This is a genomic window from Devosia enhydra (assembly GCF_900119845.1).
In the GTDB taxonomy this organism is placed as follows: domain Bacteria; phylum Pseudomonadota; class Alphaproteobacteria; order Rhizobiales; family Devosiaceae; genus FPKU01.
This window is the reverse complement of the sequence record NZ_FPKU01000004.1, coordinates 194614-219100: the sequence shown is the minus strand read 5'-3', so window position 1 is coordinate 219100 and position 24487 is coordinate 194614. Positions and strand designations below refer to the sequence as shown.

19 protein-coding genes, 2 pseudogenes and 1 other annotated feature are annotated in these 24487 nt (G+C 67.0%); of the genes and pseudogenes, 9 read left to right on the top strand and 12 right to left on the bottom strand.

Annotated elements, in window-relative coordinates; genetic code table 11:
• Nucleotides 1–94: 94 nt before the first annotated feature.
• The 6 genes from polA (at nucleotide 95) to BT183_RS19460 (ending at nucleotide 7825) form a co-directional block, all read left to right on the top strand.
• Entirely contained in the window at nucleotides 95–3022 is a 2928-nt protein-coding gene (gene polA / locus BT183_RS19485) for a DNA polymerase I (protein WP_072346716.1), read from the top strand.
• Nucleotides 3023–3085: 63 nt separating this feature from the next.
• On the top strand, nucleotides 3086–3307 hold the full coding sequence (locus tag BT183_RS19480) for a DUF3072 domain-containing protein (protein ID WP_072346714.1): 222 nt from the start codon (nucleotides 3086–3088) through the stop codon (nucleotides 3305–3307).
• Nucleotides 3308–3787: 480 nt separating this feature from the next.
• Nucleotides 3788–4600, top strand: a complete 813-nt coding sequence (locus BT183_RS19475; RefSeq protein WP_244545399.1) for an IclR family transcriptional regulator — start codon at nucleotides 3788–3790, stop codon at nucleotides 4598–4600.
• 40 nt (nucleotides 4601–4640) lie between these two features.
• A complete protein-coding gene (locus BT183_RS19470; RefSeq protein WP_143145914.1) occupies nucleotides 4641–5078 on the top strand; it encodes a hypothetical protein in 438 nt (145 codons plus the stop codon).
• Between the two features lie 105 nt (nucleotides 5079–5183).
• On the top strand, nucleotides 5184–5468 hold the full coding sequence (locus BT183_RS19465; RefSeq protein ID WP_072346710.1) for a hypothetical protein: 285 nt from the start codon (nucleotides 5184–5186) through the stop codon (nucleotides 5466–5468).
• Entirely contained in the window at nucleotides 5465–7825 is a 2361-nt protein-coding gene (locus BT183_RS19460; protein ID WP_072346708.1) for an efflux RND transporter permease subunit, read from the top strand. The genes BT183_RS19465 and BT183_RS19460 overlap by 4 nt, the downstream gene beginning before the upstream one ends.
• Nucleotides 7826–7926: 101 nt before the next feature.
• Here BT183_RS19460 and BT183_RS19455 read toward each other — a convergent pair whose 3' ends face one another.
• The 9 genes and pseudogenes from BT183_RS19455 to BT183_RS19420 form a co-directional block, all read right to left on the bottom strand.
• Nucleotides 7927–8910, bottom strand: a complete 984-nt coding sequence (locus BT183_RS19455) for an ABC transporter substrate-binding protein (protein WP_072346706.1) — start codon at nucleotides 8908–8910, stop codon at nucleotides 7927–7929.
• Nucleotides 8911–8913: 3 nt separating this feature from the next.
• Entirely contained in the window at nucleotides 8914–9657 is a 744-nt protein-coding gene (locus BT183_RS19450; RefSeq protein ID WP_072346704.1) for an ABC transporter ATP-binding protein, read from the bottom strand.
• Nucleotides 9654–10424 (bottom strand): ABC transporter permease, encoded by a 771-nt coding sequence (locus tag BT183_RS19445; protein WP_072346702.1) that lies wholly within the window; start codon nucleotides 10422–10424, stop codon nucleotides 9654–9656. Before BT183_RS19445 ends, BT183_RS19450 begins: the two co-directional genes overlap by 4 nt.
• 14 nt (nucleotides 10425–10438) lie before the next feature.
• Nucleotides 10439–11047, bottom strand: a complete 609-nt coding sequence (locus tag BT183_RS19440; protein ID WP_072346700.1) for a YkoF family thiamine/hydroxymethylpyrimidine-binding protein — start codon at nucleotides 11045–11047, stop codon at nucleotides 10439–10441.
• A 191-nt stretch (nucleotides 11048–11238) separates the two neighbouring features.
• Nucleotides 11239–11946, bottom strand: coding sequence for a helix-turn-helix transcriptional regulator (locus tag BT183_RS19435; protein WP_072346699.1), 708 nt, complete (start codon nucleotides 11944–11946; stop codon nucleotides 11239–11241).
• Between the two features lie 39 nt (nucleotides 11947–11985).
• Nucleotides 11986–12126 (bottom strand): hypothetical protein, encoded by a 141-nt coding sequence (locus tag BT183_RS20875; protein ID WP_177282649.1) that lies wholly within the window; start codon nucleotides 12124–12126, stop codon nucleotides 11986–11988.
• Between the two features lie 292 nt (nucleotides 12127–12418).
• A pseudogene (locus BT183_RS19430) lies at nucleotides 12419–12844 on the bottom strand (RrF2 family transcriptional regulator); the annotation flags it as partial.
• 405 nt (nucleotides 12845–13249) lie between these two features.
• Nucleotides 13250–15127 (bottom strand): annotated as a pseudogene (locus tag BT183_RS19425) (cation:proton antiporter domain-containing protein); the annotation flags it as partial.
• A 144-nt stretch (nucleotides 15128–15271) separates the two neighbouring features.
• Nucleotides 15272–17983, bottom strand: coding sequence for a bifunctional diguanylate cyclase/phosphodiesterase (locus tag BT183_RS19420; protein ID WP_342078987.1), 2712 nt, complete (start codon nucleotides 17981–17983; stop codon nucleotides 15272–15274).
• A gap of 295 nt (nucleotides 17984–18278) precedes the next feature.
• Between BT183_RS19420 and BT183_RS19415 the strand changes: the two genes are divergently transcribed.
• From BT183_RS19415 to BT183_RS19405, 3 genes are all read left to right on the top strand, one after another.
• Nucleotides 18279–19292, top strand: coding sequence for a nitroreductase family protein (locus tag BT183_RS19415; RefSeq protein WP_072346693.1), 1014 nt, complete (start codon nucleotides 18279–18281; stop codon nucleotides 19290–19292).
• A gap of 65 nt (nucleotides 19293–19357) precedes the next feature.
• Nucleotides 19358–19413 (top strand) — a sequence feature (sul1 is cis-regulatory element that is thought to sense ions involved in sulfur or methionine metabolism; They are found in Alphaproteobacteria).
• A gap of 65 nt (nucleotides 19414–19478) precedes the next feature.
• The gene (locus tag BT183_RS19410; protein ID WP_072346691.1) at nucleotides 19479–20963 is read left to right on the top strand and encodes a SulP family inorganic anion transporter; all 1485 of its coding nucleotides are present in this window, start codon (nucleotides 19479–19481) and stop codon (nucleotides 20961–20963) included.
• A gap of 120 nt (nucleotides 20964–21083) precedes the next feature.
• Entirely contained in the window at nucleotides 21084–22058 is a 975-nt protein-coding gene (locus BT183_RS19405) for a hypothetical protein (protein ID WP_143145913.1), read from the top strand.
• A gap of 6 nt (nucleotides 22059–22064) precedes the next feature.
• Here the strand turns inward: BT183_RS19405 and BT183_RS19400 are convergent, their stop codons facing one another.
• The 3 genes from BT183_RS19400 to BT183_RS19390 form a co-directional block, all read right to left on the bottom strand.
• Entirely contained in the window at nucleotides 22065–22619 is a 555-nt protein-coding gene (locus tag BT183_RS19400; RefSeq protein WP_072346687.1) for a gamma carbonic anhydrase family protein, read from the bottom strand.
• A gap of 64 nt (nucleotides 22620–22683) precedes the next feature.
• Nucleotides 22684–23640, bottom strand: coding sequence for a nucleoside hydrolase (locus tag BT183_RS19395; RefSeq protein ID WP_072346685.1), 957 nt, complete (start codon nucleotides 23638–23640; stop codon nucleotides 22684–22686).
• A complete protein-coding gene (locus tag BT183_RS19390; protein ID WP_072346683.1) occupies nucleotides 23637–24470 on the bottom strand; it encodes a nucleoside phosphorylase in 834 nt (277 codons plus the stop codon). The genes BT183_RS19395 and BT183_RS19390 overlap by 4 nt, the downstream gene beginning before the upstream one ends.
• Nucleotides 24471–24487: the final 17 nt, after the last annotated feature.

Genomic DNA, 24487 nt, shown 5'->3' with positions numbered 1-24487 from the left:
CGATCTCTCCGGCGCAGCGCCTCGGCCATATCGCGGGCGGCGATGATGCTCTAAAGTTCTCGCCAAACGCTGCGCTCAGCCCGGAATCGCCTTCATGCATCTCGTCCTCGTCGATGGCTCGACCTTCATCTTCCGCGCCTTCCACGCCCTGCCCCCCCTGACGCGCAAATCCGACGGTCTGCCGGTGGGCTGCGTCTCGGGCTTCTGCACCATGCTCCACAAGCTGACCGAAGATCTGAAGGGCGAGGACGCGCCGACCCATATGGCGGTGATCTTCGATCATTCGGCCAAGAGCTTCCGCAGCGATTTCTACCCCGACTACAAGGCGCACCGGCCGCCCCCGCCCGAAGAACTGGTGCCGCAGTTTCCGCTCACCCGCGCCGCGAGCCGGGCCTTCTCCATCCCCTGCATCGAGATGGAGGGCTGGGAGGCCGACGACATCATCGCCACCTATGCCGTGATGGCGCGACAGGCCGGCGGGCGGGCCACCATCGTCTCCTCCGACAAGGACCTGATGCAGCTGATCGATGCCGAGGGGCGGGTGCGCATGCTCGATACCCTGCCCCGGCCCGGCCAGCCGCCCCTCCGGTGGATCGGGCCCAACGAGGTGTTCGAGAAATTCGGCGTTGCCCCCGAAAAGGTGGTCGAGGTGCAGGCGCTGTGCGGGGACGCGGTGGACAATGTGCCCGGCGTGCCCGGCATCGGGGTGAAGACGGCGGCCGAACTCATCAACACCTATGGCGACGTCGAAACCCTGCTCGCCCGCGCCACCGAGATCAAGCAGCCGGCGCGGCGGCAGAAGCTGATCGACAATGCCGAGCTGGCGCGCGTCTCGCGCCGGCTGGTGACGCTGTCGCAGGATGTGCCGGTGGAGTTGCCCATCGATGCGCTGGTGCGCGAGCCGATCGCGCCCGGCAAGCTCTTCCCGTTCCTGAAAGCGATGGAATTTTCCACCTTCACCCGCCGCATCGCCGGGCTGATCGGGGCAGACCCGGATGCCTGGGAGGCCGATCCGGAACTGAGGGCCGCCAATGCCGCGCCCACAGGCACGAGCGCCACCACGGCCGGAGCCGCCCCTTCGGAGGTTTCGGCCGGCACCGGCGTCGCCGGCGCGTCGGGCGAGGATACGCCGGTGCGCCTTGCCGCGGCGGAGGCCGAGCGCATCCGCGCCCTGCCCTTTGCCACCGATGCCTATGAGATCGTGGTGAGCCGCGAGCGGCTGGCAGACTGGATCGCGGACGCACGCGCCATGGGCCATGTGGCGGTGGACACCGAAACCACCGGGCTCGACAACCAGCAGGCCGACCTCGTGGGCATTTCGCTTTCCACCCGGCCCGGCCATGCCTGCTACATTCCGCTCGGGCATGCCGGTGGGGAGAGCGACATGTTCGGGGGCGGGCGGGCCGAGGGCCAGCTCGACATGCGCGAGACCCTCGCGACGCTGAAGCCCCTTTTCGAGGATCGTTCGATCCTCAAGATCGGGCACAATGTGAAATACGACATGGGGTTGCTGGTGCGCTACGGCATCACGCTTGCGCCCATCGATGACACGCTGCTGATGGCCTATGCGCTCGACGGGGCGCGCAACAATTCGATGGAAGCGCTGGGGCAGGCCTGGCTCGGCCATTCGGGCACCCCGATCAAGGATTTGATCGGCACCGGCAAGAGCCAGATCACCTTCGCGCAGGTGCCCATCCCCGAAGCGGCCCGCTATGCCGCCGAGGATGCCGACATGACGATCAGGCTCTGGCACGTGTTGCGCCCGCGCCTCGTGGCCGAAAACGCCACCACCGTCTACGAGACGCTGGAGCGGCCGCTTTCCCCGGTTCTGATGCGGATGGAAGGGCGCGGCATTTCGGTCGATCGCGGCATTCTCGCGCGGCTTTCGGGCGATTTCGCCCAGCGCGCCGCCGCCTTCGAGGCCGAGGCGCAGGAGCTGGCGGGCGAGCCCTTCAATCTCGGTTCGCCCAAGCAACTGGGCGAAATCCTCTTCGGCAAGATGGCGCTGCCCGGCGGCACCAAGACCAAGACCGGGCAATGGGCCACCGGCGCCGACGTGCTCGAGGACCTCGCCCTGCAGGGGGTGCCGCTCGCCCGCGCCGTGGTGGAATGGCGCCAGCTGACCAAGCTCATGGGCACCTATACCAACGCGCTGCCCGGCTATATCAACGCGCGCACGGGCCGCGTGCACACATCCTACCACCAGGCGGCGGTTTTGACAGGGCGGCTCTCATCGAACGAGCCGAACCTCCAGAACATCCCCGTGCGCACCGAGGATGGCCGCAAGATCCGCACCGCCTTCGTGGCGGCGCCGGGCAAGATGCTGATCTCGGCCGACTATTCGCAGATCGAGCTGCGCGTTCTGGCCCATATCGCCGATATCCAGGCGCTCAAGGATGCGTTCGAGGAGGGACTCGACATCCATGCCATGACGGCGTCCGAAATGTTCGGCGTGCCGATCGAGGGCATGCCGTCCGAAGTGCGGCGGCGGGCCAAGGCGATCAATTTCGGCATCATCTACGGCATCTCGGCCTTCGGGCTTGCCAACCAGCTCTCGATCGAGCGCTCGGAGGCGCGGGCCTATATAGAGGCCTATTTCGCCAAATTCCCCGGTATCAAGGATTATATGGACGCCCAGAAGCGGCGGGTGAAGGCGGACGGGCATGTGACGACGCTGTTCGGCCGGCGCATCCCCTTCCCCAACGCCACCTCCAGCAACCCCTCCGAACGCGCCTTCATCGAGCGCGCCTCTATCAACGCCCCGATCCAGGGCTCGGCCGCCGACATCATCCGCCGCGCCATGATCCGCATGGAACCGGCCCTCAAGCGCGCCGGCATCGCCGCCGACATGCTGCTGCAGGTGCATGACGAACTGATCTTCGAAGTGCCCGAAGGCACCGAGGACGCCGCCATTCCAGTGATCCGCGAGGTGATGGAAAACGCCGCGGTCCCGGCCGTGCACCTCACCGTGCCGATCCGCGTGGATGCCCACGCGGCGCGGGACTGGGACGGGGCGCATTAGGGGCGAGGGAACCCCTGCGCAATGCGAACATTGTGAGAACATCTGCATATCTGGAGTTCTGACATGTCCGATGCCAATGCCAAGGTCGAGCCGGGTCCGCATTCCAATCTCGAGAAGGATCCCGATGACTGGACCACGGGCGATGATCCGATGACGGATGCGCAGGCGTCCTATCTCAAGACGCTCTCGGAGCAGGCGCACAAGCCCGACGCGTTCGCCGAGGGGCTTTCAAAGGCCGAGGCGTCAAAGCGCATCGATGCCCTGCAGGGCGAAATGGGGCTCTGAGGGTTGGGGGCCTGTTGGGCCGCGACGATCCGGTGCCCGACCTCGTGGTTCGAGACGCGGCTATGGCCGCTCCTCACCATGAGGTCTCTTGCACATTCACGGAGGTCCTCATCCTGAGGAGCCCCGCAGGGGCGTCTCGAAGGACGAGGGCCGGGTGCCCCCATCTCTCCTTCCTTCACCGCCGTTGCTCCAGAAGCGGGACCTTCCGTTTGAGAGGCGGCATCGTGAAACAGAGGTTCCTGCTTTCACGGGAATGACCCGGAGGTGGGAAAGTGCAATGCTGCCCGACCTCGTGGTTCGAGACGCCCCTGCGGGGCTCCTCACCATGAGGTCTCTCGGGCAACTCAAAGCGGTCGCCTCCCTGACGTCTCTCGGGCAATTCACCGACCCCCACGAGCCTTGCCATCCGGGCGCTATTCCGCTATTCGGGACAGCGCCCGGGCAGCCTCGGGACGATGATGAGACGCCAGGGGCGAAACGGTGGACGAGATCGCGGGCAAGCCGGCCGGAGCTGTGACCAAGCCGTCGCGCTCGGGCGATGAAGGGCTGAAATCGCTGGTGAAGGTGGTGGCGGTGCTCGACTGCTTTTCCACCACCAACAGGGCCCTGTCGCTGGCTGAGATCTGTGCCGAAACCGGCTTTCCCCGCTCGACCACGCACCGGCTGCTCGCGTCGATGCGCGAAGTGGGCTTCGTGGAGCAGGATCGCGAGCGCGACCGCTACCGGCTGGGCGTGCGGCTCTTTGAGTTCGGCAATATCTATCTCGCCAATCTCGATCTCAACCGCGAAGCGCGCGGCATCGTGGATTCGCTCAAGCGCCTGACCGACCAGGCCATCCATCTCGCCGTGTTCGACGGGCTGCGCGCCGTGGTGATCAACCGCGCCGAGCCCTCGAGCGACACGGGCTTTCCACTGACGGTGATCGAAAACGCGCCGGCCCATTGCACCAGCGTGGGCAAGGCGATCCTCGCCTGGCAGCCCGAGGAGATGCTGGCGCGCCTCGCGGCGATGGGGTTCACCCGCTACACCGAGCAGACCATCACCGACGAAGCGGCGCTGCGGGCCGACCTCGCCGCCACCCGCGAGCGCGGCTATGCCATCGATGATGGCGAGCACCAGCCGGGGCTGCGCTGCGTCGGCGCGCCGATCCGCAACCAGCATGGCAAGGTGTTCGCGGCGGTTTCGGTCTCGGGACCGGCGTTGCAGATCCGCCACGAGGACGTGCCGGGGCTCGCCAGCATCGTCACCTATCACGCCAACCTGATCTCGCGCCGCATCGGCTACCAGGGATGAGGCGCTTGTGGGCCGGCCGGGAGCAGCGTAGTTTCCGCCCATGAGCCGCAGTGTCGCGCCAGTGCCGGATATCGACCCCAGCCTCGGGCCGGGGGCGGCATCGTCGCGCTTGGTTTCACGCCTCTTGCTGCTGCTTGCCCTCATCGTCACGCTGGCGATCGCGCAGCTGGGCGTCACCCATCCGGCCAATGCGGAAACCCGCATGCTGCCGGTGGCGGGCGACCATTACGTGCCCGAAAACAGCTATCGGCCCATCGATGGCTCGTTCACGAGCCTCAAGCCGCTGGCCCCGGGGCTCGATACGCGCTCGACGACGCGAAGCGCCGATGGCGACGAGCCGCTGGCGCTGCTGCCGCCCGAAACGGCCTATCCGCCCTGTTTCGAAGCCGCCGGTCCGCCGGCGCTGCGGGCCGCGATCGCCGTGCATCCGGCGCTCTTCGTGCCGTTTTTCGCCTGCGCGCCACCGCTGCGCGCCTGATCGACGGGCCCACCATGGCCCGATGTCTCCCCGATCAGTGACCTTTGCGTCCCCAAGCCTGCGCCAAGCCGCCGGAACGGACGCTCAAGCGAAAGCGGCATCATCATGCCTCATATCTCTCCTCCGGCGCCGACCACCGGCCGCCTGCTCGCGGGCGCCCTGCCCGCCATCCTGCTCATCCTCGTCTATCTCTGGCTCGCCGATGGCGTGCTCGCCTGGATGCTGGCGAGTTCCCTCGGCCATCTCGTGGGTAATGCAAGCCTGCTGCTCTGGGGCTTCGGCATCGTGCTGGCCATCCCCGCGCTGTGGCTGAGCTGGCAATTATGCCGCATTGCCTTGCAGGGCGAGCGCGAAGCCATCGAATCGATGCGGAGCGGCGAACGCGCATGACCATCGCCTCCGCCCTGCGCCGAGTGCGCGACCATATCCTCTTCGATCGCTCAATCGGCTTCGGGCTGGAGGTTTTCGGCTTGCTGACCATCAGGCGTCCGCGCCTGATGGCGATCTTCGTGCTCGCCTTCACCATCCTCACGGCAGCCTTCGTGCCCAAGGCCAATGTCGATGGCGATCTTTTGCGCGTCTATGCCCATTCGGGCCATGAATACGACGCCTATGCGGCGCTGTCGGAGACCTTCGGGACCTTCGAGAACGACATCTATTTCCTCGTGAGTTCGCCCAAACTGCGCGACCCCGAGGTGCTCGAGCGGCTGCGCGAACTGGCCTTCGACATCGAGCTCTCGAGCTATGCGGTGGGCACGCTCTCGCCCTTCTCGCTGCGCCGGCCCGATGGCGCGGGCGGTTCGGTGCCGGCGGTGCCCGAGGGCATGACGACAGGCGCCGAGGTGGAAGCGGCGCTTTCCGACCTGCAGCAGAACGACCCGATGATGCGCAACCTCATCACACCCGACCTTTCGGGGCTGGTGATGATCATGTTCCCCAACCCCGAAATGACCGCCCATGGCGGCACCAAGGGCATGCTGGAAGAGTTGCGCGGCATCGCTGCCCGCTACCAGTCGGCCGATATCCAGGTGGAGTTGACCGGCCCGCCGATCTGGACATCGGAGATGCTGAACGCGGCGGTCGACGACCAGGTCAAGTTCACCGTCTACGGCTTCTCGCTCGGCGCGCTGATCGCGCTCGTGGCGCTGCGCTCGATCTGGGCGGCGATCCTCGTGTCGCTCACCCCCTTCGTGGCGGTGATGTGGACCATGGGCACGATCCTGATGGTCTTCGGCTCGTTCTCGTTCCTCACCATCATCGTGACGACGCTGGTGCTGGTGATCGCCTTTGCCGAGAGCATGTTCTTCGTGTTCAACTGGCTCAATTACTGGCGCGACGGCATGGACCCCAACAAGGCGGTCGAAGCCACGGTGCGCCTCGTGGGCCCGGCCACCGCGCTCACCATGCTGACGACGCTCGTCTCGTTTGCCTCCCTGTCGCTGACGGCGGGCCAGGGTATCCGCGAATTCTCGATCGCCGGCACGATCGGGTCGTTCCTCCTGTTCCTGTCGGTCATGACCTTCCTGCCGCTGCTGCTCAAGACGGCGGTGCGGCTGGGGCTCAAGATGCCCAAGACGCCGAGCTTCGTGCTGACGGCGCCGCTGCCGGCCTCCTGGTTCCTCGCCTCGCGCTTCGGCCGGCCCATCGCGGTGCTAGCGATCGTCGTTACCGTGCTGCTGCTCATCCCCTACACGCTGATCCAGCCGCGCTTTTCCTTCGAGGATTTCGTCGCCAGCAATTCGTCGGCGCTCTCGGCGGCCGAGGAGATCGATGCCGGCGTCGGCGGGGTGGCGCCGATCTATATCCGCGTGCCGCTGCTCGAGAACAATCCCGATCTGGGCGACGCCGACTATCTGCGCGTCAAGACCGTGCACGACCTGCTCGAGGCCGAGCTGGGCGAGAACAAGGTGATCTCGGCGGCCAGCTTCACCCATTACACCGATGCCGGCTTCTCACGCGAAACCGTGCTCGATGCGGTGGGGCCGTTCCTGCGCAACCGCTTCATCACGCCCGATGGCTCGCAGGCGCTGATCACCGGCTTCATGCCCACGATCATCGAATCCGACGTGCTCAAGGACCTCGTGACCAAGATCGAGCGCGGGCTCTACGAAGCCGGCGTGCCCGATGCCGAGGTGGGGGGCTTTCGCATCCTCACCACCTTTGCCACAGACAATATCGTGCGCAGCCTGCAGCTTGACCTGACGCTGAGCGTCATCGTCAACCTGGCGCTGATCGGCTTTGCCTTCCAGTCGTTCCGGGTGGCGCTGGCCTCGGCCATTCCCAACCTGTTTCCAGTGCTGGGCACGGAAGCGTGGCTCTATTTCTCAGGCGCCGGCTTGCAGCTGACCACGGTGATCGCGCTCACCATCGCCTTCGGCATCGCGGTGGACGACACGGTGCATTTCCTCTCCCATTATCTGCACGGGCGACGGGAGGAGGGTCGCGACCATGTCGATGCGGTGCGCCATACGCTGTTGCGCATCGGCGGGGCGATCGTGGCCACCACCATCATCCTGTGCGCCGGCACCGCCATCGTGGCGTTCTCGGCCCTGCCGCAGGTGGCGCTCTTTGGCACGCTCTTCGTGATCACGCTGGCGCTGGCCGTTCTTGGCGATCTCTTCGTCTTGCCGGCGATATTGATGGCGGGCGGCAAGTTCTTCCACCCGCTGGGCCGCATCCGCACCAAGCTCACCGCAGACGCCCCGCCCGAACCCGACATCGTCCCGGCGCGCCCGCCTGCGGAGTGAGGGGCTGGGGGGCGGGGAGCGCGGAGCGGGCGGCCCTCGCCCTTCGAGACGCCTCTGGCGAGGCTCCTCAGGGTGAGGACCCTGAGGGCTCAAGGATCCGCCTACTCACCCAGATAGGCGTTCGAGTACCACGCCGAAAAATCCGGCTTATCGGCGAGCGGGGTGCCGTTGCCGTCGCGCAGCATCTTGGCATCGAAGAAGAAGCTGCCGATGGCGTTGATCTTGCCGGCGTCGATGGTGCCGATGGCGCCGTCGACGCCCTTGAGATAGTTGCCGGTGATCAGTTCCTCGAGCGAGGCGCGGACGAAATCCCGGTCGGTGAGAAAGCCATCGCTCGCGGCCACGAGGATGTCGGCGGCTTCGTCGGGGTTTTCGACCGCATGGGCATAGCCGGCGCGGGTGGCGGAGATGAAGGCGGTGGCAGTTTCGGGATTTGCCTCAAGCCAGGCGCCGGTTGCGCCGATGAAGGTGGTGTGCTGGTCGGGCACGCCGAAATCGGCATAGCGGAAGGCGCGCTGGGCCGGGCCGTCGCGTTCGGCCTTCACACCTTCCCAGGTATAGACTTCGAGGGTGAAATCGACCGCGCGGTTGGCGAGGGCGTCATAGGCCGAAGTGCCGAGCGTCACCGTCTCGAAGCTGCCCTCCCCGCCATCGGCCTTGATGATGGTGGAAATCAGCGCCTCCTCCCAGGCGCTGCCGAAGCCTCCATAGACGAGCCCGTCCAGATCTTTCGGGCTCTGGATCTCTTCGCGGTCGGCAAGGAAGACGACACGGCCGGTTTCGGTCTGCACCACGCCATAGGTGGCGACGAGATCGGCGCCCGCCGCCTTCTGGGTGAAAAAGCCCACGGCGCTCAGAACGCCGAACTGCGCGATGCCGTTGGCGACCAGCGTGCCCGAGGCCGTATCGGAATAGGGCAGGATGGTCACATCGAGCCCGGCCTTCTCGTAAAGCCCCAGCGCCTCGGCGACGTAGAGCCCGATATGGTTGGTATTGGGCGTCCAGTCGAGGGCGACGGTCACCTCCTCTGCAAGGGCGGGGGTGGCGATGAAGGCGGCGATGGCGACGGGGAGCAGGAGGCGCATGGGTCAATCCCTGTGCTGGGTGAGGAGGTGGTCGAGGAGGCGCGCTTCGATGGCGGCCACATCCGGGCCGACGGCCCGCGGGCGCGGCAGGTCGATGTCGATCTGGTGCACGATGCGGGCGGGGCGCGCCGAAAGCACATAGATGCGATCGGACAGCAGCACCGCCTCGCGCACGTCATGGGTGATCAGCAGCGCCGTCCAGGCATGGCGGCCCCACATGGTTTCGAGCCAGCGCTGCATGCCGACGCGGGTGAGGGCATCGAGCGCGCCGAAGGGCTCGTCGAGCAGCAGCATCGGCTTGTCCTGCACGATGGTGCGCATCAGGGCTGCGCGCTGGCGCATGCCGCCCGAAAGCTGCGCGGGGAAATGCCGCTCGAAGCCCGAAAGTCCGAAGGGTTCGAAAAAGGGCGCCACCTGTTGGCGTGCCGCCTTGCGCGACAGCCCGGCGATCTCGAGCCCCACCGCGACATTGTCGATGATGGTGCGCCAGGGCATCAGCGCGTCGCGCTGCGGCATGAAGGCGAAGGGGCGGCCGGCTTCCAACAGCGGCCGCCCATCAAAGGCGATGGTGCCGGCATCGGGGGTGAGCGCGCCGGTCAGGAGCTTGAGGATCGTCGATTTGCCCGAACCCGAGGGCCCGAGCAGCGAGACGAAGGTGCCGGGCGCCACATCGAGAGTAACGCCATCGAGCACGGCGAGATCGCCGAAGCGCCGGGTGAGGCCGGAAATGGCGAGGCGCGGGGTCATCTCCTCTCCCCCAGCCGCGTCCAGGGCAGCGCCCGACGCTCGATGAGCACGGTCAGCCCGAAGAGCAAAAGCGTGAGGCTGGCGCTGACCAGAACGGCGGCGAGCACGAGGTCGGGGCGAAAATTGTTCTTGGCGTTGAGCATGTAGATGCCCAGCCCCCGCGCCGCCCCGGCATATTCGGAAAAGATCGCCGCAACCACGGCATAGGTGATCGAGACACGGAGCCCGGCAAAGAAATAGGGCAGCGATGTCGGCAGGCGCGCGGTGAGGAAGACCCGCCAGCGCGAGGCGCCCATGGAGGAGAGCAGTTCTTCGAGTTCCGGCTCGGTCGAGCGATAGCCCTGCAACAGCGCCACCAGCATGGGAAAAAAGGTGACGAGCGCCACGAGCCCGATCTTGGGCCCGAGCCCGAAGCCGAACCACAGCACGACGAGCGGCGCGATGGCGATCATCGGCAGGGTCTGGCTGATGATGAACACCGGCAGCAGCGCCCGCCGCAGCGTCAGCGAAAAGTCGATGAGCACCGAAAAGACAAAGGCGGCGGTGAGCGAGGCGGCAAAGCCGAACAGCGTCGCCTGCAGCGTCGGCAGGGTATTGGCCCAGAGCACCGCGCGGTGCTCGAAGGCCTGCATCAGAACGCGCGAAGGCGGAGGCAGAGCGGTGGGCGAAATGCCCGACAGCGTCGCATAAGCTTCCCACCCCAGCACAAGACCGGCAATGGCGATGACGGCCGGCAGGGCCCGGCCAAGGCGCGAAAGGCTCGACATGACGCGGCCCTCGCTCAGCGCGGGCTGGGGCTGTTGGCCGAAAGCGTCAGGTCGATGGTGACATGGCCCTGGGGCGGGCCGAAGCGCAGGAAGGCCTGCTCGAGCGTGGCCATCACCGCCCCCGCATCGCCGTGGAGGCGCGTGCAGAAATTCTTGGAGCGATCGAAGACCCCGGAGGATTTGAGGAAATCGATGCAGCCATAGATCTCGGTCATGTGCTGGTCGATGCCCAGCGTGTAGAGCGAGAACTGCGCCGAAACCGCCTGGTCGAGCACCGGCGCGCGGCCAACGGCCTCATGGGCCAGGGCCTTGCGCTCCTCGATGGGCGCCAGCGGGCCGGTGAGCACGGCGGTGTGGCACATCGGATCGTCGGGCTCGCCGGGACAACCGCGCGAGAGCGTGGCGTGGAGCGTGACATGCACGCCGGTTTTGGCGGCGGCCACGAAGAGATCGCGTATGGCGGGCAGCACCGCCTCGGGCGGACCGACCAGAAGCGTCGAGATATCGTCGGTCTCGATGCGCAGCTGGCCGCGCCACGGGTCGAGCGCCGAAAGGGAAGTGGTGATGACCCCGACGAAATCGGACGTCATGGGATAAAGGGAAATCTGCGCGCCGATGAACATGGCTCTCCTCGCTCCGCTGGCATTACCCAGATCAGCTTGAGGGTCCGCGGATACGTGCTTCCGCAATCTCAGCCCCGGCAGTCCGGAGCACCCCTGTGATGTGGAGCGAACCTTAGAGCCATCGGCCCGGGATGGCAAGGGCAAAGCGGCGCTCACCTGACAGCGTTCGAAGACGCGGGTCGCGAAGCCCCTCAGATCGGCGGGTGGTGGGTGAAGCCTTCATCCGAGAAGCGATCGCGCCAGTCGCGCGCGAGCACGGCGCGCCGGCGGCCATAGCGCTCGGCGGTTTCCTCGGCGGTCTGGATGCGATCGATGCGGAAGCTGCGGAAATCCTGCCGCAGCGTGCACCAGGCGACAACGATCTGCTTTTCGTCGTAAAACGCCAGCTGGATCGGCCAGATCAGCCGCGCGCTCGTGCGCCCCGCCTCATCCTCATAGCCGAGCCGCACCGCCTTTTCGCGCCGCATGGCGCCGCGCAGCATCCCGAGCACCGGCGCATCGGCGCGGGGCGGGCCGTGGCGCATGGGCCAGAGGCCGGTTTCGGCCATGCGATCGCGCAGATCGGCATCGGCGGCGGCCGCGATCTTGCCGAGCGCGCGGCGCGCAGCGGCGGCGAGTTCGCCATCGGGGCGGCCCTCGACCCAGCGCGCGCCCAGAACCAGCGCCTCGAGCTCGTCGGCGTCAAAACTCATCGGCGGCAGGAAGAATCCGGGGCGCAGCACATAGCCCAAGCCGGCGGCGCCATCGATGGGCGCACCCAGCCCGATCAGGGCCTGGATATCGCGATAAAGCGTGCGCACGGACACGCCCTGCGCCGCGGCGAGCTCCGCCGCTGTCACGGGGTGGCGACGCTGGCGCAGCTCGTCGATGATGGAAAAGAGTCGTTCGGTCCGGTCCATGCCGGTGAGTGTGCAGGGCCCCTGCCCCGCCCGCAAGCCTCAGTCGAGACGCGCAGAGATATGCGAGCTCGTGCCCGCCAGCTGCATCATGGTGTCGGGTTGCAGCGTGGTGACGATAAAACCGAGCGCCAGGGACAGCGCCAGCGCGCCATAGGCAAAAAACGCAACAGTCCGGTTCATCGCGGCCTCCTCGAGGAAACTGCCGATACACTATCGACTCTATCGAGATTAACAAGCGATGAAAATGCGCGTTCCCACCCGGCGCTGAAAAATTCGTTTCAGGGCCGGGGTTGCACGGAAAGGGAGATGTACAGGAGCCTTGTCAGGCCGGCATTTTGTCCGGCCGGGTTTCAGGCTCGGCGCGGGCAACAGGCTCGGCGCGGGTCTGGGGCTCGGATCGCGGCGGGCGCGGCGTCTCGGGTCCGGCGATCTCGACGGCGGGCGAGGCGCCCGCGCTTTCGGGCAGGCCGGTATCGGCGGCGGCGATACTGCGCACCGCATCGGCCAACGTGGTGGAATCGAGCACGGCGCGGGTGGCGGCCGTGACGCGCGCAAAGACGTGCCGGATTTCGCAATCGGCCTCTGCGGCACAATCGGTGCAGCGCCGATAGGCGATCTTGGAGAGGCATGGCAGGGGCGCGATCGGCCCATCCACCAGCCGGAGCACTTCGCCAAAGGTCACCTGCTCGGCCGAGCGCAGCAGCACATAGCCGCCCAGCCGGCCCCGCCGGCTCATGACGATGCCGGCGCGCTTGAGATCGAGCAGGATCTGCTCGAGGAATTTCTTGGGGATCGACTGATCGCGCGAGATATCCGAAATCAGCAACGGCTGGTCTGCCGGTGCCTTGCTGAGCGCCACCAGCGCCCGCATCGCATATTTGGCCTTTTGCGAGATCATGCCGGCGCCTCAGGGGTCCCTTGGTTCGGATCTGACGGGAGGAATGCGGGGAGCAGCCGTGTCATCCTCGACCGGCTCCGCCGGACCGATGCTATCGGCGCTCTCGACCGGCACGTCAACCGGCAAGGGCGGCGCAGGCGGCACGAGGGGGTCGGGCGACAGTCCGGGCACATCGACGCCGGGCAGAACGGCGCGTGGCTCGACCGGCGGCGGCGCGGGCATCGCGACGACCTCGGGCGGCGTAAGATCGACTGCACCATCGTCGGCCGTCGCAGGTTCCGCCGCCGAGTGCGTCAGCGATGAGGGCGGGGCCTCGGGTTCGAAGGTGGATGCAGGCGGGGCCATGATCGGCTCCGGCTCGGCAGGGACTGGCGCGATCACCGCGCTCGGGGGCGCCTCCGCCTCCGGGAGGATCGCGGCCGCCACGGGCTCGGGACCGGGTGTGGTGGGCGGTTCACGGCCTGCGACGGCATCTTCATGGCTGCCATCGAGCCAGCCCAGCATGCCGAGCCCGATCTCGCGCTCGCCCATGATCACCGTATCGGCGCCCAGATGGTCGAGATGGCTCAGCTCCTCATCCGAATGGGCGCGCGCGATGATGCGGATCGCGGGGTTGAGTCGGCGGGCCTGCTCCACCGCCTGCCCCGCCTCGAAGGCATTGGGAATGGCGACGATGGCCGTGCGCGCGCCCTCGACATTGGCCAGCGCGAGAACGCCGCGCGAGGCGGCATTGCCCACGATGACCTCGATGCCCTCGGCACGCGCGGCATTGATCCGTCCCTCGGCATCCTCGATCACGAGGAAGGGCTCGCCGCGCCCCTTGAGCCCGGCGCTCACCACCGACCCTACGCGCCCATAGCCCACCACGATGGTGTGTCCGATGAGCCGCGTCGGCGCGGAGGTCTTTTCGATATCCTCGTCCTGCGGGGACGGCACATGGTCGGGCACCGGCTGGCGCGTCACCGGCCCGTCGGGGGTGACGTCGAGGCCGGTGAGGGTCGCATCGGCAAAGCTCGGCTCGACCGGTCCGGCAGGTTGCAGGCGGAACCGCCCCTCCAGCATCGGGCGGATGATGTCGATGCCCCAGAACATTGCCGGGTTGAGGATGATCGAGATGATGGCGCCGGCCAGGATCAGGTCGCGGCCCTCGGGCGGGAGAATGCCGAGGCCCACGCCCAGCGCCGCGAGGATGAAGGAGAATTCCCCGATCTGCGCAAGGCTCGCCGAGATCGTCAGCGCCGTGCCCACGGGGCGCTTGAAGGCCACCACGATGAGAAAGGCAAAGACCGACTTGCCGATGAGGATGATGAACAGCGTTGCCAGCACCGGCAGCGGATTGTTGACCAGCGTCCAGGGGTCGAACAGCATGCCCACCGAGACGAAGAACAGCACCGCAAAGGCATCGCGCAGCGGCAGGCTCTCCTGCGCGGCGCGATGGCTGAGCTCGCTCTCCGAAAGGATCATGCCGGCAAAGAAGGCGCCAAGCGCCAGGCTCACCCCGAAGAGATAGGCTGCCCCCGCCGCCACGCCCAGCGCGATGGCGAGCACCGCGAGCCGGAAGAGTTCGCGGCTGCCCGTATGGGCGGTCGCGTGCAGTACCAGCGGAATGAGCCGCCGCCCGATCACCAGCATGCAGCCCACGAAAGCCGCGATCTTGACCACGGTGACCGCGAGGATGCCGACGATGCCGAGTTCGGTATTGAGCGTGCGCTCCACGAAGCTCACGAAGGGGTCGTGCAGCTCGGCCTCGCTCGCCCCCGAGACCGAGGCAATGGCCGGGATCAGCACCAGCGCCAGCACCATGGCGAGATCTTCCACGATCAGCCAGCCCACCGCGATCCGGCCGCGTTCGCTGTCGATGAGGCGCCGGTCCTGCAGCGCCTTGAGCAGCACAACGGTGGACGCCACCGAGAGCGCCAGCCCGAAGATCAACCCGGCCCCGACGCTCCAGCCCATCAGGAGCGCCAGACCGAGCCCGAGCAGCGTTGCGCCCCCGATCTGCGCCACCGCGCCCGGTATGGTGATGGCTCGGACCGACAGCAGGTCCTTGAGCGAAAAATGCAGCCCCACCCCGAACATCAGGAGGATGACGCCGATCTCCGAGAGCTCGGTGGCGAGTTCGGCATCGGCGACGAAACCGGGCGTGTAGGGCCCCACCACCACCCCGGCGATCAGATAGCCCACGAGCGGAGGCATGCGCAGCCGGTTGGCGATGGCGCCCAGCACGAAGGCCAGCACCAGCCCCGCGACGATCGTCGATATCAGCGGGGTCTCATGGGGCATGGCAGGCTCCGGGAGCGCGACGGCGCGGGCGAGCGGCGGGAGACCCGAGGATGGTCCAGTCCCATCGGCCGCACAAGCCGAGAGACCGAAAAACTGCGGCAAAACAATGAGGCGCGGCGGAATTTTCGCCGGCGCGGCGTTGCCTCAGGCCGATACGCCCTGCCGGGCCGCCCGCCAGCTCTGCGGCCGCCAGGACTGCCCGACCACGAAGCCCTGCAGCGCTTCGGCCGCCATCGGCCTGGCCAGCGCATAGCCTTGCAGGAACTCGCAGCCCAGCGCCCGCAGGATCGCCGCATGCGCCATGGTCTCGACGCCCTCGGCGACGATGCCGATATCGAGTGACTTGCCGATATCGATGATCGAGGCCACGAGATGTCGCTGCGCATCGGAGTCGACGATGGGCATCACCAGCTGCCGATCAATCTTGAGCCGGCGCGGCTTGAGCTTGAGCAGGCTCACGATCGAGGCATAGCCCGACCCGAAATCATCGATCTCCACATCGATGCCGAGCGCCTTGATCTGCTCGATGTTCCACAGGACGATATCCTCGGTCTGGTCGAGAAAGATCGATTCCACCAGCTCGAACGATACCGTGCCCGGCTTGATGCCGAGGTCGCGCAACCCGTCGGTCAGGCCCTCTTCCTGCAGCCGCTTGGCCGAGACGTTGACCGACACGGTGGGGATGTTGAGCCCCTGCGCCTGCCAGTTCGCCAGATGCTTGAGCGATTGTTCGAGGATCATCCGGTCGATGGTGGCCACGACGTTGAGGTCTTCGGCCACGGGCAGGAAGCGGTTGGGCGCGATCAGCCCCTCGGTGGGGTGCTTCCAGCGCGCCAGGGCCTCCACGCCGCTGATGTCGAGGGTCCAGGCGTCGAACTGGGGCTGGAAATACGGCACGAATTCGCCCCGCTCGAGCCCCTTGAGAATGTCGTCGGCCATCCGCTTGTTGGTGATGACCTCGGCCTGGAGGGCCTCGGTGAAGAACTCGTAGCGGTTGCGCCCCCGCCGCTTGGCGCGATAGAGCGCGATATCGGCATTGACCAGCATCTGCTGGCCGTCGGCATGGGTGCGCGGTTCGCTCGAAATCCCGACGCTCACCCCGCAGCGGCACTCATGCCCGCGATAGTCGATGGGGTCGCGCATCCGCGCCAGGATGCGATCGGCGAGCGCCGCCAGCGCCGCATCCCCGCCATCGGTGACGCAGAGCACGACGAACTCATCGCCCCCGATGCGCGCCACGAAATCATCGGCCCGAACGGTCTGCTTGAGCACGGCGGCGGCATGCACCAGCATCGCATCGCCTGCCGCATGGCCGAGCGTATCGTTGATCTGCTTGAAGCGGTCGAGATCGATATGGAGCAGCCCCACATGGTCGTCCACCGTGTCGGAGCGCGCGATGCCACCCGCCAGCACCTCGTCGAGATAGCGGCGATTGGGCAGGCCGGTGAGGGAATCATGGAGCGCATTGTGCTCGATGCGCGCTTTGGCGATTTCGAGCTCGGCGTTGCGCGCTTCGGTCAGCTGCTTGGCCCGCTGCAGGTCCTCATGCAGCAGCATGTCGGTCGAGACGTCCCAATTGACGCCGAGCATGCGGTGCTCGCCCGGATAGGGCTCGAAGAGCCGCCCGATGGCGCGCAGATGGCGCACCGAACCATCGGTATGGCGCACGCGGAACTGCGAATTATAGGGGCCACGCCCGGAAATCGCTTCGGCAAACTCGCGTTCGGCCCGCGCCGCGTCGTCGGGATGGAGCGCCCCGCGCCAGCTTGCATAATCGCGCCGCTCGCCATCGGCGGGCAGGCCGTAGAGCTCGTTCATGCGCCCGTCCCAAAGCAGCGTCGCCGAGGCGATGTCGTATTCCCACACCCCCACCTGCGAGCTGTCGAGCGCCAGCCCCAGGCGCTGCGACAGGCGGCGCTGCTCGGCCTCGCTGGCCTTGAGCCGCCCCACATTCTGCTGGCGCTCCTCAAGCAGCCGGCTCGAGACCACGATGGGCCCGATCACCATGGTGCCCCCGATCAGCGCCAGAAGGCGCAAGAGCCAGGCGCTTTCGGGCACGCTCTGCCATCCGCCTGCGGGAATGGCGGCCAGTTGCCAGGCGCCCCCCGGAACCGTGACGGTTTCGACCACCGGGTTGCTCGCCAGCACCCTGGGATCGCCATAAAACTGCGCGCCCCCGGCCCCGAGCCCATCCCCGCCCACGATGGCGATGTCGAGCGTTCCGGCGAGCGCGCCGATGCCGCTGTCGGCATAGAGCCGGTCGAGATCGATCACGGCCGAGACGATGCCCCAGAAGCGCGGCTCGGCCCCGGTGATCTCGCGCGGCACGAAGACCGGGAAGCGCGCCACAAGTCCGCGCCCGCCCTGCAATAGATCGACGGGACCGGCCAGGACCATCTCGCCGCTGTCGCGGGCCCGCCGCGCCGCATCCCATTGTCCGGGAATGTCGCGGTAAGCGGCGCCCATCGCCGCCTCGTTGCCGGCAAGCGGATAGATCATCGAAACGACCATGTCCGGGGCCACGGCGAGGTGACGGAGCTGACTCTCCACCGAAAGCGTCGAGGCAGCGAGCCTGTCGAAGCGCGCGCCATCCATTTCAGGTTCGGTTGCCAGCACCGATACGAAGCCGCGCACGAGTTGGATATTGCTGATGATGTTGCCTTCTAGCCGGGCGCGCACGAGGCTCAACTGGCCCTGCACCTCGGCCGTCACCTGCGCCTCGTAGAGAACGCGGTTCTGATGGTCGGCAAACAGCGCCGCCCCGATCACCACGAGCAGCGCGACAAAGGCACCCATCCCGCCGGGCGTTCCCGCCCAGCGCCGCCAGTCGTCAAGCGTAGCGCCCCAGCCGCGCAATGGCATGCTCCGTTACAGCCCAAGGTGCCGCACAATGACCCTAGGGGCCGCCATCTTAATGGCCTCTTATCGGGTTTGGCGAATGAAGCTTTATCGCGGCCAAGACGTGCCAGCGTTAACAATTTGCTTTCGCCTCTGTGCGAAACTCTTTCATGGAGACTGTTTTCTCCAGCCGACCAACCGCTTCCCTTCGGGGCCTCCCGGCAGTCCGGGCCGCGCCGCAGCGGGAGCAAGCCGGTTGCGGAGCATCCATGCCCGAAGGCCCTATCCCCATGCAGAGCACGGGGCGCCCGCAATGACGGTGCGCCTTAAGCCCAAGGCGCTCGAACGCGTGGTGGAGCGCGCGCGCCTTTCGCCCTCACCCATGAACACCCAGCCCGCCCGCTGGCACCTCGATGCCGAGGGCACGGTATGGATCCTGGCCGACCCGTCGCGACGCCTGTCGATCGCCGACCCGCGCGGCTTCGACATGCGGCTCGCCTGCGGCGCGGCGCTCGAAGCCACGGTGTTGGCGCTGTCCGAACTCGGGCTCGGGGTTGCGCGCACCCAGCATTTCGACCGCGGGGCGCCCGCCTCGCCCGTGCCCGGCCTCGAACCGGTGGCGCGGCTGCATCTGGGCGAGAGCACCGCGCCCCATCCCCTCGCGCCGCTGATGGACAGGCGCTTTACCTGGCATGACGGGTTCGCCCGCGCCAATCCCGACCAGGCCCGCGACCTTTTCGACTGGGCCCGCCTGCATGAGGGGCTGGTGCTGGTGCTCGACCGCGCCGAGATCGGCCGGCTGGCCGAGCGCAATGACGGGGCCCTGCTCAGGCTTCTGGGCGAGCCCGATTATCGCGCCGAATTCCGCCGCTGGCTGCGCCTCGGCGCGCCCGACGAGCCGCTGGTCGATGGCATTCCCGCCAGCGCGCTCGGGCTTTCGAGACTGGGCACCCGGCTGGCGCGGCTGGCGCTCTCGCCCCGCGCCGCGCCGCTGGCCGACGCCCTGCGCCTCACCGAGCGGCTCTTTGCCGAAAGCCAGCGCAGCGAGACCGCCACCGCCATCCTGCTCTTTGCCCGCCCGAGCCTCGAATCCCCACTCGCCGCGGGCCGGGCCTGGCTCTACCGGCTGCTCGAACTGGCCGACCTCGGGTTCCAGGCCTGGCCGATGCCGGCGCTGCTCGCCCAGCCGGAGGCGGCCTCCGAGATCCGCCGCAATGCCGGCATCCATGACGGCAATCGCCTGATCTCGCTCTTTCGCATCGGCGTGCCCCCGCGCGGCAGGACGCCGCCGCGGCTGCGACTGCCCGTCGCGCGCCTCATCGTCTGAGGAACGGTTCGACGCCGCGACGGGTTGATCCCGCGCCACCGATCTGGCACATCGTGGCCAATCATCTCGGACCCGGTGCGATTCCGGGTGGCTCTTCCGGCCGCCGATCCGCCGGACACTCCAGCAAACCCCGTTCTTGTCCGGCCCGCCCTGCGCGCCGGTTGCTGGTTCTATCGTGATGTTCTCATGACCTTTGTTCAAACGCTTCGCCGCGACTGGCTTTCCAATGTCCGCTCCGATGTCCTTGCCGGCATCGTCGTCGCCTTGGCCCTCATTCCCGAGGCCATCGGCTTTTCGATCATCGCGGGGGTCGATCCGCGCGTCGGGCTCTATGCCTCGGTGGTGATCGCCATCGTCATCGCCTTTGCCGGCGGCAGGCCGGCGATGATCTCCGCGGCCACCGCCGCCACCGCCGTGCTGTTCGGCTCGCTGGTGCGCGAGCATGGTCTGCAATACCTGCTCGCAGCCACGGTGCTGGCCGGCATCATCCAGATCGTGGCGGGCTGGCTGCGCGTCGGCGCCATCATGCGCTTCGTGTCGCGCTCAGTGATGACCGGCTTCGTCAACGCCCTCGCCATCCTGATCTTCATGGCGCAACTGCCCGAACTCATCGGCGTCACCTGGCAGAGCTATGTGATGATCGCGGCCGGGCTTGCGATCATCTACCTCTTTCCACGCCTGACCCGCGCCATTCCCTCCCCGCTTGTCTGCATTCTCGTGCTGACGGCAGCAGCCATGCTGATGGGCATCGATACCCGCACCGTCGCCGATCTCGGCGCCCTGCCCGATGCGCTGCCGGTGCTGCTTTTCCCCGATGTGCCGCTGACCCTCGAGACGCTGCTCATCATCCTGCCCTATTCGATCGCCGTTGCGGCCGTGGGCCTGCTCGAAAGCCTGCTCACCGCCTCCATCGTCGACCAGATGACCGACACAAAAAGCGACAAGAACCGCGAGAGCGTCGGCCAGGGCATCGCCAATATCATGAGCGGCCTTTTCGGCGGCATGGCCGGCTGCGCCATGATCGGCCAGTCGGTGATCAATGTGAAATCGGGCGGCCGCACGCGGCTCTCCACCTTCACGGCCGGCGCGTTCCTTTTGTTCCTGCTGCTGGTGCTGGGCGACTGGGTGGGGCTGATCCCGATGCCGGCGCTCGTGGCCATCATGATCATGGTCTCGATCGGCACCTTCAGCTGGGGCTCGCTCAACGAATTGCGCAAGCATCCGCGCCGCTCCAGCCTCGTGATGCTCGCCACGGTCATCACCGTTGTCGGCACGCACAACCTGGCGCTGGGGGTGGGTGTCGGCGTGCTGCTCTCGGGGCTGTTCTTTGCCTGGAAGGTCGCGACCCAGTTTACCGTCACCTCCGCCCTTTCGCCAGACGGGCAGGAGCGGGTCTATGCCGTCAGCGGCCAGCTGTTTTTCGCCTCGGCCGAAAGCTTCCTCGATGCGCTCGATTTCGCCGAGCCCGTCGCGCGGGTCCGCATCGATCTCACCCACGCCCATATCTGGGACCTGACCGGGGTCAACGCCATCGACAAGGCGGTGCTGAAATTCCGCCGCGCCGGTATCGCGGTGGAGATCAATGGCCTCAACGAAGCAAGCGAAACCATCATGGACACGCTCTCGCTGCGCAACGACAAGCGCGCCATGGAAAAGGTGCTGGGTCACTGAGGCAGCGCCGCCCCGGGGTATCGACGAAAACTCCGGGGGCACGGGCGATAAATCGCTTCGCATAGGTTGCAAGCTTCTGTTAACCTTGTGCCGCTGTCGCGCCGTGTGATGGTGGGGGACATGACGAAGCGGTTTTGCGCTCTAGTGGCGGGTCTTGCCACGCTGGCATCCATTTCGGGCGCGCTGGCCCAACCCGTCGGGGTCACCCCCACGAGCGGGATCGTTTCCGCCTTTGGCGGGGTCCTCGGCAAGCGGCTCGACAATTCCGGCAATGATTTCGGCAATGCCGATACGTTCCTTGCCGGAGCCGGTGGGCAGCTGCATCACTGGCTTGGCGCTGCCGTGGCGCTCCAGGCCGATTTCGAGATCATGGCGTCGGGCACCCTCGATATCGCGCCCGATCTTTCGATCCAGAAGGGCTGGTACAACAGCGCGCTGCACTTGGCCTGGCGCGACCCGGCCCGCGCCTCGGCCGCAGTCTTCGGGGCCCTGCAGGGCACCACCGTGCGCTGGAGCGACGGCTACACCACATCAGTGCCCTATGGGCTCGCCGGCATCGAGGCCCAGGCCTATCTCGGCGATGTTACCCTTTACGGGCAGGCGGGCATGGCCTTCGACATGGGCGAGCCGCCCAATCTTTCGGGTGCAGTGGCGCGCGACTATGGCGATTTCGCCTTCGTGCGCGGCGTGCTGCGCTATTTCCCCACCGAGAACATCCGCCTGTCCGCCGAAGCCCTCTATGGGGCGGGCGAGATCACCTATTACACCTTCAACCGACCCTCCGTGCAGGTGCCCACCACCATCGGATCGGTCAAGGTCTCGGGCGATTTCCGCCCCGACGATTCGCCGCTGAGCTATTTCGGCAGCTACGAGATCGGCATCAACCACCAGTCGATCCCCTCCGACACCCGCATCGCGGTCGATCACCGGCTGATGGCAGGCGTGCGCGTCGACATGGGGGCCCAGAGCCTCAAGGCGCGGGATCGGTCCGGCGTCACCTGGGATGTGCCCGACATCGCCGGCCTCGTCGCGCAGGGCGAACTGCTCGACTATTGCTTTGACGTCGAGTGCACCTACTACTCAGCCCCGCCCTGAGGCTTTTCAGGCGGGCTCGAATTCCGGCTTGCCATCGCTGACCAGCACCAGCCCCGACGCAAAGCGCCGGGCGTTCTCGACATAGCTTTTCGCCGAGCGGCGCAGTTTCTCGATGCCTGCCTCGTCGAGCTGGCGCACCACCCTGCCCGGCGCGCCGACCACGAGGCTGTTGTCGGGGATCTCCTTGCCCTCGGTGATGAGCGCGCCGGCGCCGATAAGGCAGTTACGCCCGATCCGCGCCCCGTTGAGCACCGTCGCACCCATGCCGATGAGCGTGTTCTCGCCGATCGTGCAGCCATGCAGCATCGCCTTGTGCCCGATGGTGCAACCCGCCCCGATGGTGAGCGGAAAGCCCATGTCTGTGTGCAGCACGACATTTTCCTGCACATTGGTGTCGGGCCCGATGGTGATGGCCTCGTTATCGCCACGCGCCACCACGCCGAACCACACGCCCACATTGTCCGAGAGGATCACCTTGCCCACCAGCACCGCCGTCGGGGCCACAAAACAAAAGCCGGCCGGCAGGGTCGGTGCGATCCCGTCGAGGGCGTAGAGCGGCATAGCGATCCTCCGGCCGAAATGTGCGGACGGAGGATCGTCGGTTCGTTCCAGATTGGCAAGCCGGTCACGCGGCTGCGCAAAGCGTATCGAGCATCAGCGCAACCACCGCATCGGCCTTCACCTCCACAGCAACCTGCTGGCTCGGCATCCCGTCCCACGCGCCGGGGGGATAAAATACCGCCGGATCGCGCTGGATGGTCTGGCCCTCGGCAATCCCCTCGGCCACCACCCGCACCGGGCCCTCTCGGAAGGTGAAGAGTTCGGGCGCAATCACCGCCGCGATCGCCGAACTGTCATGCACATAGCAGCCGGTGACCCCGAAGCGGGCGTGAAAGCCCATATAGTGCTCGGACACATCGGCGATGAAGGCGCCGGCCGCCCCGCCCTCGGCCCGCAATCGCGCAAAGCCCTCGGGCGTGATGATGGTGCGCCGCGTAACGTCGAGCCCGATCATCCGCACCCGCCAGGGCGCGGTGAAGACGATGTCGGCCGCATGCGGGTCCCCGATGATATTGGCCTCGGCCACCGGTGTGACGTTGCCGTTGGGGCCATCGACCCCGAAGGCACCGCCCATGATGGTGATGCCGGCGACCAGATCGACGATCTCCGGCGCCTCGGCCAAAGCCAGCGCCAGATTGGTCATCCGCCCCACCGCCACGATCTCGATCTCGCCGGGCCTCTCGCGGACGAGATCGATGATAAGCCGATGGGCCGGACGCGGATCGATGGGGGCGAGCGGGGTTGCGGGCAGAGCGACATTGCCCAGCCCGTTGTCGCCATGCACATGGGCCGGCGGCGGACCGCTCTCGCGACGAAGCGCCACGCCAGCCCCGCGCGCCACCGGCGCGCCGATGCCGAAGCGCCCAGCGATATGGGCGGCATTGCGCGTCACCGTCTCGATATCGGCATTGCCGAACACCGTGGTGATGGCGGCGATCTCGATGGCGGGATGGGCGTGGGCGAAGAGCAGCGCCGCCGTGTCGTCCACCCCCGGATCGGTATCGAAGATGATCGGCGTCATGAACCCGAAACCAGCCCCGGATAGAAATGCGCCTTGCCCTTTTCGGCCTTGAGCGCATCCCAGCCGGCGAGGATGCGCACGGCGCGGGTCGCGACCCTGGCGCAGCGCTTGATGGAATCGGCGGAGTCGGCGCGCTGGCGGGTGACGCGGTTGGCGCCCACCGAACAGATCATGCCGCCGCGGAACCCGAAGAGCTGGCAGAGCGTGAAGATCGTCGCCGCTTCCATCTCGAAATTGGCCACCTTGGCGCGGGTCAGGTCCTCGATGGTATTGTCCATCCTGGATTGCCAGAAGCCCTTGGGCATCGGGTTGACTTCCCCGGCATAGAAGCTGTCGACGCTGGCCGCGAGCCCCACATGATAGGTCTCGCCCAGCTCCTCCGCCGCCTGGATCAGCGCCATCAGCACTTCGTGGTCGGCCACGGCGGGGTAGGATTTGTCGACATAGGCATCGACGGTGCCCGTCAGCCGCAATGCGCCCGTGGCGATCACGAGGTCGCCCGGGGCGATCTCGGGCTGGAGCGCAGCACACGAGCCGACGCGGATGAAGGTATCGGCGCCGCAATTGGACAATTCGACGATGGCGATGTCGGTGGAAGGCCCGCCCACCCCATGCGAGCAGGCGGCGATATCGACGCCATCGATCGTGCCGCGCGCGGTGCGATATTCGCGGAAATGGGCCACTTCCTCATAGCTGTCCCACGCCTCCCCGATCACTGGCACGCGGCCGGGATCGCCGGGGGTCAGCACATAGCGGGGCACATCGCCCGGCTTGGTCTTGAGATGCATCTGCACCCCGCCCGGATGGATGGGCGTGTGTTGGTGGTTCATTGATATCTCCAAAGCGC

Excerpts from the sequence above, each read along its gene's own strand:
- BT183_RS19410 (WP_072346691.1), top strand. The coding sequence starts at position 19,479 with ATGACCTTTGTTCAAACGCTTCGCCGCGACTGGCTTTCCAATGTCCGC.
- BT183_RS19415 (WP_072346693.1), top strand. The coding sequence starts at position 18,279 with ATGACGGTGCGCCTTAAGCCCAAGGCGCTCGAACGCGTGGTGGAGCGC.
- BT183_RS19400 (WP_072346687.1), bottom strand. The coding sequence starts at position 22,619 with ATGCCGCTCTACGCCCTCGACGGGATCGCACCGACCCTGCCGGCCGGC.
- BT183_RS19465 (WP_072346710.1), top strand. The coding sequence starts at position 5,184 with ATGCCTCATATCTCTCCTCCGGCGCCGACCACCGGCCGCCTGCTCGCG.
- BT183_RS19435 (WP_072346699.1), bottom strand. The coding sequence starts at position 11,946 with ATGGACCGGACCGAACGACTCTTTTCCATCATCGACGAGCTGCGCCAG.
- BT183_RS19445 (WP_072346702.1), bottom strand. The coding sequence starts at position 10,424 with ATGTCGAGCCTTTCGCGCCTTGGCCGGGCCCTGCCGGCCGTCATCGCC.
- BT183_RS19470 (WP_143145914.1), top strand. The coding sequence starts at position 4,641 with ATGAGCCGCAGTGTCGCGCCAGTGCCGGATATCGACCCCAGCCTCGGG.
- BT183_RS19480 (WP_072346714.1), top strand. The coding sequence starts at position 3,086 with ATGTCCGATGCCAATGCCAAGGTCGAGCCGGGTCCGCATTCCAATCTC.
- BT183_RS19390 (WP_072346683.1), bottom strand. The coding sequence starts at position 24,470 with ATGAACCACCAACACACGCCCATCCATCCGGGCGGGGTGCAGATGCAT.
- BT183_RS19455 (WP_072346706.1), bottom strand. The coding sequence starts at position 8,910 with ATGCGCCTCCTGCTCCCCGTCGCCATCGCCGCCTTCATCGCCACCCCC.
- polA (WP_072346716.1), top strand. The coding sequence starts at position 95 with ATGCATCTCGTCCTCGTCGATGGCTCGACCTTCATCTTCCGCGCCTTC.
- BT183_RS19395 (WP_072346685.1), bottom strand. The coding sequence starts at position 23,640 with ATGACGCCGATCATCTTCGATACCGATCCGGGGGTGGACGACACGGCG.
- BT183_RS19405 (WP_143145913.1), top strand. The coding sequence starts at position 21,084 with ATGACGAAGCGGTTTTGCGCTCTAGTGGCGGGTCTTGCCACGCTGGCA.
- BT183_RS19460 (WP_072346708.1), top strand. The coding sequence starts at position 5,465 with ATGACCATCGCCTCCGCCCTGCGCCGAGTGCGCGACCATATCCTCTTC.
- BT183_RS19450 (WP_072346704.1), bottom strand. The coding sequence starts at position 9,657 with ATGACCCCGCGCCTCGCCATTTCCGGCCTCACCCGGCGCTTCGGCGAT.
- BT183_RS20875 (WP_177282649.1), bottom strand. The coding sequence starts at position 12,126 with ATGAACCGGACTGTTGCGTTTTTTGCCTATGGCGCGCTGGCGCTGTCC.
- BT183_RS19440 (WP_072346700.1), bottom strand. The coding sequence starts at position 11,047 with ATGTTCATCGGCGCGCAGATTTCCCTTTATCCCATGACGTCCGATTTC.